General features: G+C 61.4%; 17 protein-coding genes. 9 read left to right on the forward strand and 8 right to left on the reverse strand.

All coding sequences use genetic code 11. The annotated features are described in order from the left end of the window. The 3 genes from CWO89_RS26580 to CWO89_RS26590 form a co-directional block, all read right to left on the reverse strand. The coding region (locus CWO89_RS26580; protein WP_130581599.1) for a Na/Pi cotransporter family protein at positions 1-1,406 on the reverse strand (1,406 nt) is incomplete at its 3' end. 337 nt (positions 1,407-1,743) lie between these two features. Then, positions 1,744-3,564 carry a tetratricopeptide repeat protein gene (locus CWO89_RS26585; protein ID WP_130581600.1) on the reverse strand — a complete coding sequence of 607 codons (1,821 nt, stop codon included), beginning with the start codon at positions 3,562-3,564 and terminating at the stop codon, positions 1,744-1,746. Positions 3,565-3,567: 3 nt separating this feature from the next. Continuing rightward, positions 3,568-4,266, reverse strand: a complete 699-nt coding sequence (locus CWO89_RS26590) for a hypothetical protein (protein ID WP_130581601.1) — start codon at positions 4,264-4,266, stop codon at positions 3,568-3,570. 269 nt (positions 4,267-4,535) lie between these two features. Between CWO89_RS26590 and CWO89_RS26595 the strand changes: the two genes are divergently transcribed. Beyond that, positions 4,536-4,889 (forward strand): hypothetical protein, encoded by a 354-nt coding sequence (locus CWO89_RS26595; protein ID WP_130581602.1) that lies wholly within the window; start codon positions 4,536-4,538, stop codon positions 4,887-4,889. A 66-nt stretch (positions 4,890-4,955) separates the two neighbouring features. Here CWO89_RS26595 and CWO89_RS26600 read toward each other — a convergent pair whose 3' ends face one another. The 5 genes from CWO89_RS26600 to CWO89_RS26620 are packed head-to-tail and all read right to left on the reverse strand — an operon-like array spanning position 4,956 to position 9,722. Next, on the reverse strand, positions 4,956-5,765 hold the full coding sequence (locus CWO89_RS26600) for a GntR family transcriptional regulator (protein ID WP_130581603.1): 810 nt from the start codon (positions 5,763-5,765) through the stop codon (positions 4,956-4,958). Beyond that, positions 5,749-6,252 (reverse strand): MaoC family dehydratase, encoded by a 504-nt coding sequence (locus tag CWO89_RS26605; RefSeq protein WP_130581604.1) that lies wholly within the window; start codon positions 6,250-6,252, stop codon positions 5,749-5,751. The genes CWO89_RS26600 and CWO89_RS26605 overlap by 17 nt, the downstream gene beginning before the upstream one ends. A gap of 4 nt (positions 6,253-6,256) precedes the next feature. Then, the gene (locus CWO89_RS26610) at positions 6,257-7,381 is read right to left on the reverse strand and encodes a CaiB/BaiF CoA transferase family protein (protein WP_130581605.1); all 1,125 of its coding nucleotides are present in this window, start codon (positions 7,379-7,381) and stop codon (positions 6,257-6,259) included. Beyond that, on the reverse strand, positions 7,378-8,547 hold the full coding sequence (locus tag CWO89_RS26615; protein ID WP_130581606.1) for a CaiB/BaiF CoA transferase family protein: 1,170 nt from the start codon (positions 8,545-8,547) through the stop codon (positions 7,378-7,380). Before CWO89_RS26615 ends, CWO89_RS26610 begins: the two co-directional genes overlap by 4 nt. Next, complete coding sequence (locus tag CWO89_RS26620; protein ID WP_207234579.1) at positions 8,544-9,722, reverse strand: acyl-CoA dehydrogenase family protein; 1,179 nt, start codon at positions 9,720-9,722, stop codon at positions 8,544-8,546. The genes CWO89_RS26615 and CWO89_RS26620 overlap by 4 nt, the downstream gene beginning before the upstream one ends. A 213-nt stretch (positions 9,723-9,935) precedes the next feature. Here CWO89_RS26620 and CWO89_RS26625 point away from each other — a divergent pair, with 213 nt between their 5' ends. From CWO89_RS26625 to CWO89_RS26660, 8 genes are all read left to right on the forward strand, one after another. After that, positions 9,936-10,799 carry a branched-chain amino acid ABC transporter permease gene (locus CWO89_RS26625; protein WP_130581607.1) on the forward strand — a complete coding sequence of 288 codons (864 nt, stop codon included), beginning with the start codon at positions 9,936-9,938 and terminating at the stop codon, positions 10,797-10,799. Continuing rightward, on the forward strand, positions 10,796-11,773 hold the full coding sequence (locus CWO89_RS26630; protein WP_130581608.1) for a branched-chain amino acid ABC transporter permease: 978 nt from the start codon (positions 10,796-10,798) through the stop codon (positions 11,771-11,773). The genes CWO89_RS26625 and CWO89_RS26630 overlap by 4 nt, the downstream gene beginning before the upstream one ends. After that, positions 11,770-12,474 carry an ABC transporter ATP-binding protein gene (locus tag CWO89_RS26635; RefSeq protein ID WP_130581609.1) on the forward strand — a complete coding sequence of 235 codons (705 nt, stop codon included), beginning with the start codon at positions 11,770-11,772 and terminating at the stop codon, positions 12,472-12,474. The genes CWO89_RS26630 and CWO89_RS26635 overlap by 4 nt, the downstream gene beginning before the upstream one ends. Positions 12,475-12,509: 35 nt before the next feature. Next, positions 12,510-13,685, forward strand: a complete 1,176-nt coding sequence (locus CWO89_RS26640; RefSeq protein WP_130581610.1) for an amino acid ABC transporter substrate-binding protein — start codon at positions 12,510-12,512, stop codon at positions 13,683-13,685. Positions 13,686-13,692: 7 nt separating this feature from the next. Continuing rightward, positions 13,693-14,457: an ABC transporter ATP-binding protein gene (locus tag CWO89_RS26645; RefSeq protein WP_130581611.1), complete on the forward strand. Its 765-nt coding sequence runs from the start codon at positions 13,693-13,695 to the stop codon at positions 14,455-14,457. Then, entirely contained in the window at positions 14,450-15,157 is a 708-nt protein-coding gene (locus tag CWO89_RS26650) for a nitroreductase (RefSeq protein WP_130581612.1), read from the forward strand. Before CWO89_RS26645 ends, CWO89_RS26650 begins: the two co-directional genes overlap by 8 nt. Before the next feature lie 7 nt (positions 15,158-15,164). Beyond that, the gene (locus tag CWO89_RS26655) at positions 15,165-16,124 is read left to right on the forward strand and encodes a hydroxymethylglutaryl-CoA lyase (RefSeq protein ID WP_130581613.1); all 960 of its coding nucleotides are present in this window, start codon (positions 15,165-15,167) and stop codon (positions 16,122-16,124) included. After that, positions 16,121-16,631: HpcH/HpaI aldolase/citrate lyase family protein (locus CWO89_RS26660; protein ID WP_245476597.1), on the forward strand; the 511-nt coding region annotated here is incomplete at its 3' end. The genes CWO89_RS26655 and CWO89_RS26660, both read left to right, overlap by 4 nt.

A 16,631-nucleotide genomic window follows, 5' to 3' on the forward strand; every position in this document is an offset into this window, starting at 1 on the left:
CGGGGCGCCGCCACGCCGCGCGCGATCGCGGCCGCGCCTCGCATCGCTTCTGCGCATAGCTCTGCGGCGCGGATGTCCTCCGGTCCGCCACCCACCGAGCCGAAATTGATTCCGTTATTCGCCATTTCCGTCAGTCGAGATGCGTGGTCGAGTGCGTGCAGTGTGCTCGTGAGACGCTGTTGCTCGTCGTCGGTCTCAGGCGGTCCGGTCACATCCGACAGGAATATTTGTGCCTGGCGCAAGGCATCGGCCGCATCCTGCACCGATGCGGCGTCCTTCCCCAGACGGATCGGTTCAGCGCGGCCGGCCAGCGCCGCCTCGATCGAAGCGCATACCGTTGCGAGCGCGCGCGCGATCGTTCGCCGCACCGCTTCCACGGCCACGATCGGGCTCGCAAGCGCGGAAGGATCGAGGCACCGCGTGAGCGGCGAGCCACGCTCGGGCAGAATACGCTCGACCAGTCGCGTGAACCAGTTGACAAACGGCAGCAGCACCACCACGCCGACAACATTATACGCCGTGTGATACCCGGCCAGCAACGTGACGCCATCGACGGTGCTCGAGGCACGCACGAGCAGAGGGATGACGACGGGGAAAAGCACCAGCGCGATAACGGCGGCGATAAGCTTGAAAAGGACATAAGCGATGGCCAGCCGCTTGGCCGTGGTGCTTGCGCCAATCGCGGCCAGGCCGGAACTCGTCGCTGTTCCGATGTTCTGGCCGATGATCAGCGCACAGGCCTGGTCCAGTCCGACCGCACCGGCGAAGTAGGCGGACAACGTGACCGCGACGGCGGCCGTTGACGACTGCATCAGCGCGGTCATCACCAGCCCGACCACGACCAGCACCAGCACGCCGAACAGGCCCGACCACCACCCGGCTTCGGGACTGGCGAGAACGGTAGGCAGGTCCGCCGGGTGCAACCGTTCGGCCAGCCCGCCCATGCCCTGCTGCAGGGTCGTCAACCCAAAAAGCACAAGCCCGAACCCGGCCAAAGCGGCGCCCATCCCGGATATTCGCCCGCGAGCCAGAAGCTTGGTCAACGCGCCAACAAAGATCATCGGCAGTGCCGCGGCGGTGAGCGAGACGCGGACGCCGATGAGCGCGACCAGCCAGCCGGTCCCCGTGGTGCCGACATTCGCCCCGAAGACGAGGCCCAACCCTTGCTGGAACGTCAGCAGGCCCGCGCTGACGAGACCGATCGTCGTCATGGTCGTTGCGCTGGAGGACTGCACCAGAAGCGTGATGATAGCGCCCCAGAAGGAGCCGTGCAGCGGCGTCGCCGCCGCCTTGGCTAGCACCGTGCGCAGGGCGGACCCGGCCAGCGCCTTCAGGCCGTCCGTCATCACGGTCATGCCCAGCAGGAAGAGGCCGACGCCGCCGAGTGTTGAGATTGCCATAGACATGCGGGCTCCTGACGATCAGGCCAGCTCCCGCACTCTAGCGCAGTTGGCGCGCGAAGGCAGCCGACAAGGCCCGCAATGTGCAACCGGCGCGCCGGTGCCCTGTTTCTCGCGGCTACGCAGCAAAGTCTGTGCTTTTCCAAAACACCTGACGTCTGTGAGTGAACCAAGGATTCGAATATCTGCGGAAGAAGACGGACGACGAGCGGCGACGGCTCCGGAGATGGACCTGAGGCGCGGAACACGATGCCGAACGTCCACCGTGGACAAGAGGCTGCGCCAAGCATTGTGGCGCACGTCGAGAGAGGGGCCGGTATTCGCTGTGGCGCTCGGGGGCGGTTCAGCGCTGGGTGGACTTCGCTTCCTCGTCGTGAACGATTTTAGCCAGACCGTAGGCTAGTATTGCATCGTCGTTTCTTCCTAGTTTTTTCAAGATAACACCGAGCGAGTGCCAGCGCGTGGCCTCCCGTGGCTCGAGGATGATCGCCCTCAACATGCAATTCAGGGCGGCATGAGTTTGGCCATCTTCGTCCAAGCGGACGGCGCGTTCTGCCTGTCCGGAATGAAAGTAAGGGTATAGATAGCACAATCTGTCGAAGCACTCGCGTGCCGAACCAGCCTTGCCTTGTTCGAAGGCCCGATTGATGAAGTCGTCGATCTCGTCAGCGCAAATGCTGCGATACAAACCGCGCAGGGCAGACTCGGCTTCGTCTGGATCAAATTTGCCGACGGCTCGAAATAAATCGACCGCCTCCCGTGACATATCCTCAGATCCTATTTGTGCATACTTTTGATTGTACTGAGCAGAGATCGCCTCCAAACGCTCAATATCGCCGATCTCTTCCGACGAACTTTCGGAGAAAGTGATCTGCCCATTCCGCGACGGAGCTTGCTTGCAGAGCAACTGGATCACCGCGTTCTTCATCGCGAGATCTCTGGAAGAGCCGATAGATTCCAGGAACTCTGCAAGACTGGGAGCGTTTTCGATCTCGTCCGGCTGAAATAGTTCGACCCGGCTAAACATATAAGCGTCGTCGTGAAGCAGCGTTGGCCCAGCAATGGGAGCCAGAGTTTCTGAAATCCGCGCCCATCCATCCGGCAAGGGATGCTCTCTGATTCCGAATTCCGTGACGAGATGCTGCAGGCATGTAGGTACCAGTGCCCGTTCATCGAGCATGCGGTCTTTCCAATCCGCCGTCTTGCCACTCAAAAGGCAGCAAGCGGTCGCGCACATCGTGAAATCTGACGTATATTTGAACGTGAGGAATTGGCCACTCCATATTCGAAAGAGCCTTCCGAATCCGCCTGCGTCGGCCCTGATCTCTTCAAGACGCGTCAATTTCGTAACGAACTGCAATTCGTCCTGAACCTGGAATTCGTGAAAGACCGAAACGACGGTGCTGAGCATTGGATGAAGGGCCATTTGCCCGAGCAACCACGCATCGTAGGAATCGGCACTCAACACTTGGTCAATTTCACTTTCCGCTCGGTCGAGAAGCAGCGAAAGATCGTCGGTCAACTCGGGTCGAACCGCCGGTTTGTCGAGATTGAATTCCTTGAACTGCGCGCGCGTCCATTCCGACGCACTCGACGGCGCGTGCTCGAGGAAGAAGTCAGCCAGGTCGGAGTCATCGTGAACGCAGCGGCGAGCCCTGAGTAACCAAATCATCGCCTGTATGGCCACCAGCCGGTCGACGATCACGCCTTTGACCTGAAGATCGATGACGTATTGAATTGCCGCATCGATTCCGCTTGGGCTCTTCATGAGCCACAGGGCGGCTCTGACAACCTTCAGAATCATCGCCGATTGCGGACTTTCTCCCAATTGAAGATTCCAGCTCAGGTACCACGAGTTCAGGTGCCGTTCGAGCGGAACGTTTCCCGACGGTTCAAACACGCCAGCGGGTGGGGCAGTCGGCGGCCAGTCCAAAGTATTATAGATGATGGGATCACCTGAAGCGATCGGCTCGCGCGATGCTTCCGGATCAATGTGGTCCAGCGCTGCCAGCAGCATCTTGAGGAATGCCAGTCGCGGAAGGATTGCCGAATTGAGAACCTCAGATGCTCTTGTGGAGTGATTGGCGAGGATTCCGAAAGCTCTCATTTGCCCAAAGAGGCTCTGGGCTATGTGCAGGATGGGCGAGCCGCGAAGTTGCACCATCGCTTACTCCTTCGCTTTCTTCCCGAATGCCTTTCCGACAACCGGAATCAATGCAAGCAGGTCCCGGCGTATGTCCCAGAGCGCCCGAAGGAGGATCGTGAGATGCTCCCGAACCGAAATGCCTTCGCTTCGAGAATAGGGGATGCCCCTTAGGGCCAGGAGTTCGCCTAACGCCTGAGTAAATGCCTTGTCCTTGGTGCGGGCTTTCCAGGAGTCACTGATGAGGCCCCAGAGTTTTCTGAGACGGTCGGTCACATCAGACTGTACCCCGGAATTGAGCGGGACGAACACGGCCTCCTTGCCTGTAAGGCGCTCAGCAATCACCACACCGGGAAAGATGATTTGATTGTTGGGAAAAAGGCTTCGTGCGAAAGCAACAACCGGGCTCTCGGTCCGAATTGCTCCTAGTCCATCGATCTTGACGTCGCGAACGACTCGGGACTTAGGTGCCCCTTCGTAAAGGGCGAAGACATTTGGTCCGGTGTCGTTGGCGATGGAATCGCTCTTCAAGTATTGAAATACCGAGACATCGATCTTCTCGTCGACCAAAACGATCGCGAAAATGCCAGCATGACGCGCTTCCAGCTTCGCCAGCGCTTCTGAACTCAAAAGGTCCTCGGCGGAGCGAATTTCACCGGAAAAGTTCTTCGTCCCTGGCTCCGCGGATAGCGCTTCAAGTAGAGGCCTTAACGGTTCAGCCATGATCGCGGGGCTCCCAATTCTTGGTGCTATGCCGTACTCGAATCCAGCCAGTGCGAGTTCTCATGTAGCATAAGACTACCATAAGTTGTTTATACTTGCAGTATCGATTACGTTTCTGTCGAAACTTCGTGTCCCGGAGCGTCCGGAAACCGAAAATCTCAATGATTCCGCAGCCGGTGCGACACACAAAAAGGTCGCGTGGGACTCAAAAGAGCATCCAGGATGAGCATGATGCCTGCCGTCACGTGCAGTGGCATACGAGCACCCTGTTGGACTCGCTGCCAGCGGGGGCCCGGGACGAGCCGGTCATCGCGCGCGTCGAGCCGATTCAGCTCTTGAGGCCACCATGGGTCAACGGCGACGACTGGAGATCGACGCCTCTGATCAGAGTACGCGTGATTGAAGCCATCAAAGGCGTGCAGGAGGGGCAGACATTCGTCGTTGATAGCCGTGGCACATCTTGCGACCAAGCCTTTCCCCGGAACGATCCGAGATTCCAGGCTTACATGATCAACTGGCGTCCCTACATCGTGGGCCGCTTCGAATCCAGCAATTCCGGTGAAGTCTTTCGTGGCGCGTGGAGGCGAGACCTGGCGACCGGCGAGCTCTTGTTCGGGCCCTGATGGTCGCGCCGCGGCGTGGTTAGGGACTCACCAAGATCGTTCTGAGGTTGCAGATCTGGCCGCAAATCATCCCCTCACGCGCCGCATCGTCATCGAGTGGCGGAACCGCGAGGCCGGGTGCGTATTGATGGCGACCTGCGCGATCTTTCCCGTCGCCAACTTGTAGGTACGCTGCACTTCGAGCGCCGTCGTTCCGGCTTTCACTTTCAGTCCGCTCGCCAGGGCGGGCGAAATCAAAGCCGCGGCGATCTCCTGGTGAACTTCGACGATGCTTTGGCCGAACAGATCCTCGATCAAATGGAAGATCGGCCCTCTGTGGCGCTGCAATAGCCGGCCGACCGCGGCAAACTCTCTGTTGATATAGACCTCGGTCCAGCATACGGGAAGTTCGCTGCCCTCGGTGTGGCGGAAGCCGCGCACCGAAAGCCAATGTTCGCCGCTTGCGATTCCGGTCCGCGCGGCGAGCTTGTCGTCGATCTCGATCATTTCGATCGTGTCGATCGCGAAGCGCACGCCGGTCGCGAAGGCCACGAGGTCGTTGATCGACATGACCTCGTGGACAAAGGAATCGGCGGGTCGGGGAGGGACGACCGTCGTGCCAGCGCCTTGACGCGAGGAGACCAGATTGTCCTCGCGCAGTCGTCTCAGGGCTTCCCGCACCGTGTAGCGGCTGACCGCGAATCGTTCGCACAGCTCCTCTTCGGTCGGAAGCTGCGATCCCACAGGATAGACACCGCTTACGATCTCGTCCTTCAAGGCACGGACAACCTGGAGATAGAGTGGTTCGTCGGACTTGACGTTGGCCGGCGCACGGCTCGGCGGCCTGCCTTTCGGCGTGCCGCTGCGACGTGCCTTCGTGTCAATCTTCGATCCCATAACCTCTCTTGGCGATCAGCGCGGTGCGCTCGAAGCTGATGAACTGTGTCCCGTCAGCCTTTTTGCCGATTGTGCGGACCGTGACAAGTCCTTGTCCGGGCCGCGAGGTCGATTCTCGCTTCGCGAGCACCTCCGATTCTGCGTAGATCGTATCCCCGACGAATACGGGGGCCGTCAGCTTGATGTCGTTCCAGCCGAGATTGCCGACAGCTTTCTGGCTGATGTCGCTGACGCTCATGCCGACCACCATCGACAGGGTCAGGCAACTATTGACCAGCGGCCGCTTGAACTCCGACTTGGCGGCATATTCCTTGTCGAAATGCAGGGGATGGGTGTTCATCGTGATCAGGGTGAACCAGGTGTTGTCGCTTTCGGTAATGGTGCGGCCGGGCCGGTGCTCATAGACATCGCCAACGTTGAATTCGTCATAGTACCGTCCAAAGCTTTCGCGGTAGCGCTGGGGGCCGGTCTGATCGTAGCTTTGCATGCTGTCACTCCGAAGCTGGGATGTCGTTGAGGAATGCGGCCGTGTGCTCACCCAACCCAGGTTCATGCAGATTGGGCTGGGCGGGCTCGTGACGGAAGCGGATGGGGGGACCGATATGACGTCGGTTCAGCTCATCGCGCCGGATCATCCCGCGTGCGATCAGGTTCGGGTGCGCCAAAGCTTCAGGCAGGGTGTTGACACGGCCATAGCAGACATCGATCGTCGCAAGATACGCGTTCCATTCCGGCAGCGTCTTCTTGCGGAATTCAGCGGTGAGGAAGTCCATGACAGGCTCTTGATGTGGCCCCGGACCCTGCAGGCACGGTTCGGCCAGATCCGGCCGACCGAACGCGCCGAGCAGGTTGTGAATGAATTTGGGCTCCTGCCCGGCGAGGACGAGATAGCGGCCATCAAGCGTTTCATAGGGGCGATAGAAGGCGGCGCCGCCGGTCGTGCGTTCGTGCGCCGGAATCGGTTGGCGGTTTTCCGCAAATGCAGGCCCCAGGATATTCAACATCCCGCCGACCATGACCTCGTGCATGCTGATGTCGATGTAGTCGCCGACTCCCGTCTGTTCGCGACGCAGCAGAGCCATCAGGACGCCGGACAATCCCTGAAGTCCGGCGAGAACGTCGGCGGCGGGAATGCCGGGCATCGCCGGCTTTCCGTCGTTTCCCAGCGTCATGCTGAGCAGACCGCTTTCAGCTTCCAGGGCAAGATCGTGCGCCGGCCGGCCGCGCAGATCGCCATCCTGCCCGAATGCGCTGATCGAGCAATAGACAATGCGTGGATTGTACGCTCGCACAGCCTCGTAGCCGACGCCGAGGCGGTCCACTGTCCCGGGCCGGAATGACTCGACGAAAACGTCGGCCGCCTCGCAAAGCGAGAGCAGGGCGTCGCGTTGAGCGCGATCCTTCAGGTCGAGCACGACGCTGTTCTTGCCGCGATTGAGATTGCGAAAGAAGACCGTGCTCGGCCCGTCGGAAAGCCCGATGTGCCGGCCGGGATCTCCCTCGCCGGGGGCTTCGATCTTGATGACCTCAGCGCCATGGTCGGCCATTGCCAGGGTAAGATACGGGCCCGGCAGAAACACCGAGAGGTCGATGACGCGGATACCTTCGAGCTTCATGGAGAACGAACCGGCGCAGTCGAGCGCGCCTTGCCGACATAGGTCGGATTGTCGGCCCCGTATGGCGAGCAAGCCGCCTGGCTCGGGCGCTGCCCATTGATCTTGATCGGGTTCGCAAGCACCCGCATGTTCGGCTTCGCCGGGTGCGAGATGGCATTGATCATTCCCGAGGTCTGCAGGAAGGGATTGTCGAGCGCCTGCGCCAGATCGAGCACGGGGGCGACGGGCAGCACGCCATTGAGCTTGCCAAGCCAGTAGGATGTCGAATGCCGGCGCATATCGGCATCGATGATGGAGGTCAGCTCATCGCGATTGGCCTGACGCAAGGCCTGGGTAGCGAAGCGTGGATCGGAGGCAAGATCCTTCCTTTCGATCGCCTTGATCAGCTCTCCCCAGAACTTGTCGGTCATGCACATGATGAACAGCCAGCCGTCCGAGGTTGGAAAGGTCTGGACCGGGGCGACGGAATAGTGGGCGCTGCGCGGTTGCCGCGAGGAAATGTGGCTCTCGTTAAGATACCAGGTCGCGACATAGCCGAGCTGGTGCAGCGCGACGTCGAGCAGGCAGGTGTCCACATCGCAGCCCTTGCCGGAGCTGCGCGCCTGAATGACCGCGGAGAGGAGCCCCACGGCTGCGGTCAGTCCGGTGGTCTGATCGATGATCGAAGGCGCCCCGAGGCGCGACGGCGGGCCGTCAGGCTCGCCGGTCAGATGCATGAGGCCCGCTTCCGCCTGCATCAGGTAATCATAGCCTGGCCATGACGCGCGATCGTTGTCCCGCCCGTAGGCCGAAAGATGGACGCACACGATGCTTGGGTTGACCGCCGCCAGTGAGCTGTAGTTGAGGCCGAGCTTCGAGGGCAGGTCGCCCCTCAAGTTGTTGAGAAGGGCGTCCGCGCCCGCCGCCAATTCCCTCAGCGCCGCCCTTCCTTCTTCGCTGCGCAGGTCGATGGCGACACTCTTCTTGTTGATATTGAAGGCCTGGAAGTACTCGCTGTCATTGGTGCCCAGCATGAACGGGCCGGTCTTCCGCGACGGGTCGCCGCCGATCGCCGCGTTCTCGATCTTGATGACTTCGGCGCCGAGATCGGCGAGCAGCATGGTGGCGTAGGGACCCGCGCCGAACTGTTCTACCGAGACGATGCGCACACCCTGGAGTGGCTTCATAGCGCGGGGTTCCTCTTGATGAGCTGCTTGGAGATGATGATGCGCTGCATTTCGTTGGTGCCTTCGCCGATGCAGGTTAGCGGCGCGTCGCGATACAGGCGCTCGATGTCGAATTCTCGCGAATAGCCATAGGCGCCATGGATGCGCATGCCTTCGATCGCGTTCTCGAGCGCGGCTTCGCTTGCGAAATACTTGGCCATGCCCGCCTCCATGTCGCAGCGTTCGCCGCGGTCGAATGCCTGGGCGGCGTCGAGCGTGAGCAGCCGCGCGGCACGCGCGCGGGTCGCCATTTCGCCGAGCTTGAGCTGAATGGCCTGATGCTCGCAGATCGGCTTGCCGAAGGTCTTGCGGATCTGGGCGTATTCGGCCGCGAGTTTCAGCGCGCCTTCCGCGATGCCGACACCCCGCGAAGCGACGTTGATACGGCCCAGTTCCAGTCCTCCGGTGGCCTGAAAGAAGCCCTGGCCTTCGACCCCGCCGATCAGGTGATCGGCGGGCAGGCGATAATTCTCGAAAATCAATTCTGCGGTGTCGATCGACTTGTAGCCGAGCTTCGGCAGCTTGCGGCCGACCGTGAAGCCTTCCTGCTTCGGCGCAATGAACAGGCTCATGCCGTTATAGCGCGGCTGGGCGTTGGGGTTGGTCTTGACCAGCATTGCGAAGCACGAGCCTTCGGCGCCGTTGGTGATCCAGGTCTTGGTGCCGTTGATGACGTAATGGTCGCCGTCGCGCCTGGCGTTCATCCGGATGCCCTGCAGGTCGGTGCCGGCATCCGGTTCGGTCAGCGCCAGCCCGCCACGAATCTCGCCCGAGGCGAGCTTCGGCAGCCACCGCGACTTCTGCTGCGAAGTGCCGAATTTCTGGATCGCCAGAGCGAGCATCAGGTGCGAATTGATGATGCCCGTGATCGACATCCATACGGACGAGATGCTCATGACGATCTTGGCATAGGTTGATGCCGACAAACCGAGGCCGCCATATTCCGGCGCGATGACCGCCCCGAACAGGCCAAGCTCCTTCATCTGCTCGACGACCTGATGCGGATAGCGATCGGCGTGATCGTACTCGCGCACGATCGGCTTGAGCTCGCGCCCGACCCAGCGCTCGATCGTGTCCAGGATCTGGCTTTCTTCGTCCGCGCCCATCGGCGTGTAGCTGCCAAGCGCCTGCGTCATCGGGCGAATCCTCCAAAGTTGTACGGACAAATTATCCGCTTCTTGCAAATTGATCTATAAGCGCAGCCTTGACGACAAGTAAAGTACCAAGTAGTTGTCAGGACAAAATTGGGATATTGATCGGGGAGGAATTATGTCGCGCATGCAATCCGGCCATCCTGAATCGTTCAATGCATCGCGCCGCGCTTTGTCGCTGCCCGTGGTGGTTCTTCCATGCCGGTAGCGGATCTTTTGATCGGCGGGATTTTGCTCGGCGGCGTCTACGCCTTGATGGCGTGCGGGCTCAATCTGATCTTCGGCGTGATGCGGGTGATCAACTTCGCGGATGGCGACATTCTTGCGATCGCCGCGCTGTCCACTGTCTCGATCGCCGTCGGTTTCAAGCTGCCGTTCTGGGTCGCCATCCTAGTGGTCCCGCTCGGTTGCGCGGTGTTCGGCGTCCTCATTCATCTTCTGATCCTGCGGCGCATTGAGGGGGCGCCGATGATCATGTCGCTGCTTGCGACCTACGCGCTGTCGACGATACTGGTCAACGTGGCGATCCTGATCTGGGGCGGCGGCTACAGCGGTCTGCCCGGCGTGCTCAGCGGATCGCTGCGCGTCCTCGGCGTCAACGTATCGATCTCGCGGCTGGTGTCGTTCGCCTGCGCGATTGGTGTCAGCCTTGCCGTATGGTGGTTGCTCGAGTTCACCCGCTTCGGTCGCGCGGTGCGGTCGGTGTCGCGTGCGCCGGAGCTCGCGAGCATTTCCGGCATCGCCATCGAGCGGATTCGCCTTATGACCTTCGCGTTGGGCACGGCGATGGCCGGCTTTGCCGGCGTTCTCGTCGCGCCTGCGTTTGCGGTCGATCCGCAGCTTGGCTCGCGTTTCATCGTCAAGGCCTTCGCGGTCATCATCGTCGGCGGCATGGGTAGCTATCCAGGCGCCATTGCCGCCGCGCTGCTGCTTGGTGTGATCGAGGTTGTCGGGAGCTATCTTGCCGGCGCGGTGATCGGCTCAGCCTTCCTGTTCCTGTTGATGCTGGCTGTGCTCCTGGTTCGCCCGCGCGGACTGCTTGGTGCGGGAATGCGCGTATGAACCGTATGAAGAAGGTCAATTCCCTCGGCGTCGCGGGTGTGGCCGGCGTCGCCGCACTCGTTCTGCCTTTCATCGGCTCCGACTATACCGTCTCCTTTTCCATCCAGCTCCTGATCTTCCTGGTGCTGGCCTACTCCTGGAATTGGATCGGCGGATATGCCGGCTATACCCATTTCGGACAGGTGGGCTTCTTCGGCATTGGTGCATATGTCGGGTCGCTCCTGAACTTTCACTTGGGCGTGCCCTGGTATTTCGCCGCCATCATCGCGGGCCTTGCGGGAGCTTTAACCGCGATCCCGCTCGGCGGCGCCATGCTGCGCTTGAAGGGACCGTTTTTCGCCATCGGCATGTTTGGCCTGACGCGGGTATTGGAAGCCTTTGCGCTCGGCTTCGACTCCGTTACCGGCGGCGGCACCGGCATCTATCTGAAGCCGGTCAGCGATCTCCGTCCGGTCTACTATGTCGTGGCGGCAGTGGCCGGGGTCATGCTGTTCCTGACCTGGAAGCTCGACAACTCCCGGCTCGGCCTCAAGCTGCTGGCGATCCGCGAGGACGAGGATGCCGCGGAGTCGTTGGGCATTCCAACCACGCGACTGAAGATCGGCACGTTCGTGGCGTCAGCGATCGCGCCGGCTGCGATGGGCTCGCTCTATGCGGTCTATCTCGGCTTCATCGATCCGCCCACCGCTTTCGCCCCCAATATCGAGCTCACCACCATCGCGATGGTGCTGCTCGGTGGCATGGGTACGGTGCTCGGGCCGCTCTGCGGTGCGGTCGTGCTCTCCGTGGTCAACGAATTGCTGTGGGCCAACTATCCTCAGATCTACCTGGCCTCGGTCGGCGTGATCATCTTGCTTGCGGTGCTTTTCATGCCGCGCGGCATCGTCAGCCTCGGCATGAAGACCGGCTGGGTCACTGTGAGCCGGCCGCTGTTTCGCCGGCTTGCCGCACGCCATGGCGAGGCACTGTCATGAGCGACACAATCGTTGCCGTCGAGAAGGTCTCGAAGCGCTTCGCGGGCCGGATCGCGCTCGATTCCGTGGACATTGACGTGACGCGGGGTTCGATCACCGGCGTGATCGGCCCCAACGGTTCCGGCAAATCGACGCTGTTCAACATCATTGCCGGCACGTTACGGCCCGACACCGGTCGCGTCCTGGTCGACGGGCGCAACATCACCTCGGCGTCGGCGGCGGAGATTTGCGGCTTGGGCGTTGCGCGCACCTTCCAGATCAGCCGACTGTTCGCGGAAATGACGGTGCTGGAAAATCTCGTGGCGGTCGCGCGCGGCCGTGACGATCGTGCAGCGATTGCGCTGGCAATGGAACTGCTGGAATTCCTGGAGATCGCTGATATCGCCGACCGCTGGGGAGCGGAGCTTTCCTACGGTCAACGCAAGCTCGTCGAGATCGCCCGGGCGTTGATGCTGCAGCCCAAGGTCATGCTGCTCGATGAGCCGTTCGCCGGCGTCAATCCGCGCCTGCAGAACCGCATCGTCGAACATTTGAGGACGCTTTGCGCCAAGGGCATCACGGTGTTCTTCATCGATCATGAAATGCGCATCGTCCTGAACGAGTGCGATCTCGTCTACGTCCTGGCCGAGGGACGGTTGATCGCCCACGGCGATACCGCGACCGTCCGCAACGACGCCAGGGTATTGCAGGCCTATTTCTGAACAAAAAACCGCGCACAGTTGCAGGGAGGAAAGAGATGATATGGAGGTTCGTTCTGGCGGCAGCCGTAACCGTTGCCGCGCTTGCGCCAGCCGCCTTTGGCAACGCGGCTGAGCCGGTGCGGATCGGTGTGGCGTTGTCGCAGACCGGCAATCTCGCGGACTCCGCGGGGCCATATTTCAAGGGCCTCGACCTCTGGCGCGAACAGGCCAATGCTCGCGGCGGACTGGCCGGCCGCCCGATCGAGTTCGTCGTCTATGACGACCGCTCGGATCCGGCGACTGCGGCGCGGCTCTATGAGAAATTGATCACCAATGACAAAGTCAACCTTGTGATGTCCTCGCTGGGATCGGCGACCGCCGCCACGGGGTCGGCGGTGGCGGAGAAGCACAAGGTTATCATGATCAATGGCGGCGGCGCGGCTGAAGCCATCCAGCAGCGCGGTTTCAAATATGTATTCCAGACTGCCGCGCGGATCTCTTCCTATGCTGACGGCATCGTGCCGATAAGCGGGAAGTATCACGTCAAGTCGATAGCGCTGGTCTCGCGCGACTATGCCGCCGCACGCGACATCAGCAAGGCGATCAAGGAGTCGCTGAGCGGCAAGGACGTCAAGGTGGTGATAGACGAATATTTTCCGGCCGGCACTGCCGACTTCTCGTCCCAGATCGCCAAGGGACAGCAGCTACAGCCCGACCTTTGGATCGGATTGCTTTATCCAAGCGAGGCCATCGAAACGGTCCGCCAGTTTCACTCGATGAACTACATGCCAAAATTCTTCATCGCCAATGGCGTCTCGCAGGAGGATTTCATCACCTCCGCGGGGAAGGACGCTGAATATGCGCTCGGCATGTCGCTCTACGAGCCGTCGCTGCCGAGCGGAGGCAACAAGGAGTTCGTCAAGACCTACCGCGACAAATACGGCGTCGACCCCGGCTACTACGCGGCCTTTGGGTTCGTCGCCGGCACGGTGCTTGAGGCCGCTGTGAAGAAAGCGGGCTCGATCGACACCGAAAAGGTTCGCGAGGTTCTCACCACCTTGAAGCTAGGCACGGTGATGGGCAAGCATGAGGTCGATCCGACCACCTATATGCAGATCGGCGTACGCGGCCTCGTGGTTCAGGTCCAGAACGGAAAACGCGAGGTGATCTGGCCGGAGGAGTACAAGACCGCCGAGCCGAAATTGCCGATCCCCGCCTGGGACAAGCGCTGAGGTCCGCATGACCGTGATCCCTGCGCCACTTGAGGTTCGGAACGTCACGTCGGGCTATGGCGACGTCGCGGTCATCCGCGGCGCGAGCCTGGTTTTCCCGAAGGGTGTGATCACGACCATCGTCGGCTCGAACGGCGCCGGCAAGTCGACGGTGGTCAAAGTCGCGGCTGGCCTGCTGCGAGCCTGGAAGGGCAACATCAAGGTGCACGGCACCGACATTACCCGAGAGCCTGCCGACCGGCGGGTCTATCGCGGCATTGCTTATGTCCCGCAGGGCCGCATCGTCGTTCCGGAAATGACGGTGCGCGACAATCTGATGATCGGCGCGCATATTCTCGGCAACAACCCCGCGAGGATCGAGGCGGCGACCGAGCGCGTGATGCAGTTGTTTCCTGCACTCAAGCCACGCATGAAGCAGCAGGCCGATACCATGAGCGGCGGCGAGCAGCAGATGCTTGCAATCGGCCGGGCGCTGATGACGAGCCCCGAGATCATCATGCTTGACGAACCCTCGCTTGGCCTATCGCCGAAATTTGTCGATATCGTCTTCGAGCGGCTCATGTCGCTGCGCGACGGGGGCATGACCGTGGTGATGGTCGAGCAGAAGGCTTCGCACGCTCTCGGCATCTCCGACCGCGGCTATGTCATGCACCTCGGCCAGGTGGCCTGTGAAGGCAGCGCTAAGGATTTGCTGGCCAATGAGGATGTCAAGCGGCTGTTTCTCGGAGAGATCCCGGAAAGCATGAAGGCGCTGAGCTTCACCGATGCATGAAAAGTCAGAGTCCGCCAACGTCGCTTCCGTTGTCGATGAAGCCATTAACTCGCGCCAATCCGTGCGGGCTTTCCTGCCGACGCCGGTCGCGCGCTCCACCGTCGAGGAACTGCTGAGGCTCGCGAGCCGCAGCGCCAGCGGCAGCAACATCCAGCCATGGCGGGTTCGGGTGATCGCGGGGGACGTCAAGCAACGGTTGACGAAAGCGATCTTCGATGCCGTCGCGCGCGACGGCTTCGGGCCGTATCAGCGCGAATGGAACTATTACCCCGTTAACTGGCGCGAGCCGTTCCTGTCCCGCCGCCGCAAGATCGGCTGGGACATGTACAGCCTGCTTGGCGTCGCCAAAGGCGATTTCGAGGGCACGCAGCAGGCGCGGATGCGCAATTACGAATTCTTCGGCGCTCCCGTCGGCATCATCTTCACGCTCGACGAAGACCTGGAGATGGGGAGCTGGCTCGATCTCGGGATTTATCTCGGCACGCTCATGATCGCAGCACGCGGTCGGGGACTGCACACCTGCCCGCAAGCGGCATTCGCCGATTTCCAGAAGATCATCCGGCCGATCCTCAACATTCCCGAGAAGGAGGTCGTCATCTGCGGGATGGCGCTCGGCCACGTCGATCCGGAGGCGTCGATCAACGCGCTTGTGACCGAGCGCGCGGCGCTGGAGGATTTCGTCACCTTCGAAGGTTTGTGAGGCCGCGATGTCGCTCAGTCTTCCCCAGAAGATGGTTGTCGCCGAAGTCGGCCCGCGCGATGGGCTGCAGAGCTTCGCAGGCTGGATCGACACCGACACCAAGGTCGCGATGATTGATCGCTTGTCCGATCTTGGGCTGCCGGTCATCGAAGTCTCGAGCTTTGCCCATCCGAAGGCCGTTCCGCATTTGCGCGATGCGGAGGAGGTGTTCGAGCGTATCGAGCGGCGGCCGGGAACGGTGTACCGTGCGCTGGTGCCGAACGCCCGCGGCGCCCAGCGCGGCACCAAGGTTCGGGTCGACGAGATGCTCGGCCTCATCACCATCAGCGCGACCTATACGCGCAAGAACCAGAATATGACGATCGACGAGGCGATCGCGCAGAACCTCGAATCGTTTCGGATCGCCGAAGCGCGATCAATCCCCTTCGTCATGGCGCTCGGCATGGCATTCTGGTGCGCTTATGAGGGATTGATTCCGGAAGACAATGTTATCGCCGTGGTCCGCCGCCTGCATGACGGCGGCGTGCGTCGTTTCTATCTCGCGGGCTCGCTCGGCATGGAGGATCCGGCGCACGTCAATCGCCTGTTCTCCCGCCTCGTCGAGCTGTTTCCGGATTCGGCCTTTGGTTTTCACATCCATAATCTCGCGGGGATGGCGACGGCCAACATCCTCGCCGCGCTGGATGCCGGCGTTGCATGGCTCGAGGGCGCGATCTGCGGGATCGGCGGCGGCATCGCAATGCCGACCAAGCTCGGCTCAGTCGGCAATTTTCCGACTGAGGATCTGGTCGCGATGCTGGATGAGATGGGGATTGCGACGGGGATCGATCCGGAGCAAGCGGTGCTCGCGTCGCATGAGATCGCACGACTGCTGCGAATCGAGCCGAAGAGCCATCGCGCGAACGGAGCCACGCGCAAGTCCGTAAGCGAACTCGGCGCCCACAACCCTGATATGAAATACTCATGATCTCCAAGGTGACCTTTCGATCGCTTCTCGCCGTGCCGGCTACATCGCCGCGCTTTCTCGAGAAGGCCGCACAAGCGCCAGCGGATGCGATCTTCATCGATCTGGAGGATGCGGTGATCGCCCCGCTGAAGGAGGGGGCAAGGGGTGATGCGATCAAGGCCATCAACGAGCTCGATTGGGGCCGGCGCGTCGTCGCCGTTCGCGTCAACGGTTTCGGCACCCCTTGGGGCTGCCGCGACATCCTGGACGTGGTCGAGGCCTGCGCGCGGCTCGATTACATCTTGCTTCCGAAATGCGAATCCGCCGCCGACGTGCACGCGGTCGAGGTCATGATCGCGTCTGCTGAGGCGGCCGCGCCGCGCGAGCGTAAGGTGGGTATCATGGGACTGATTGAGACGCCGTCCGGGGTTGCCAACGTCGAAGCTATCGCCGGCTCGGGCGGTCGGCTTGGCGCCTTGGTGTTCGGAGGCGGCGACTATCAGCTCGATCTGGGAAGCTTCCAGCGGG

Source organism: Bradyrhizobium sp. Leo170, from assembly GCF_004296405.1.
In the GTDB taxonomy this organism is placed as follows: domain Bacteria; phylum Pseudomonadota; class Alphaproteobacteria; order Rhizobiales; family Xanthobacteraceae; genus Bradyrhizobium.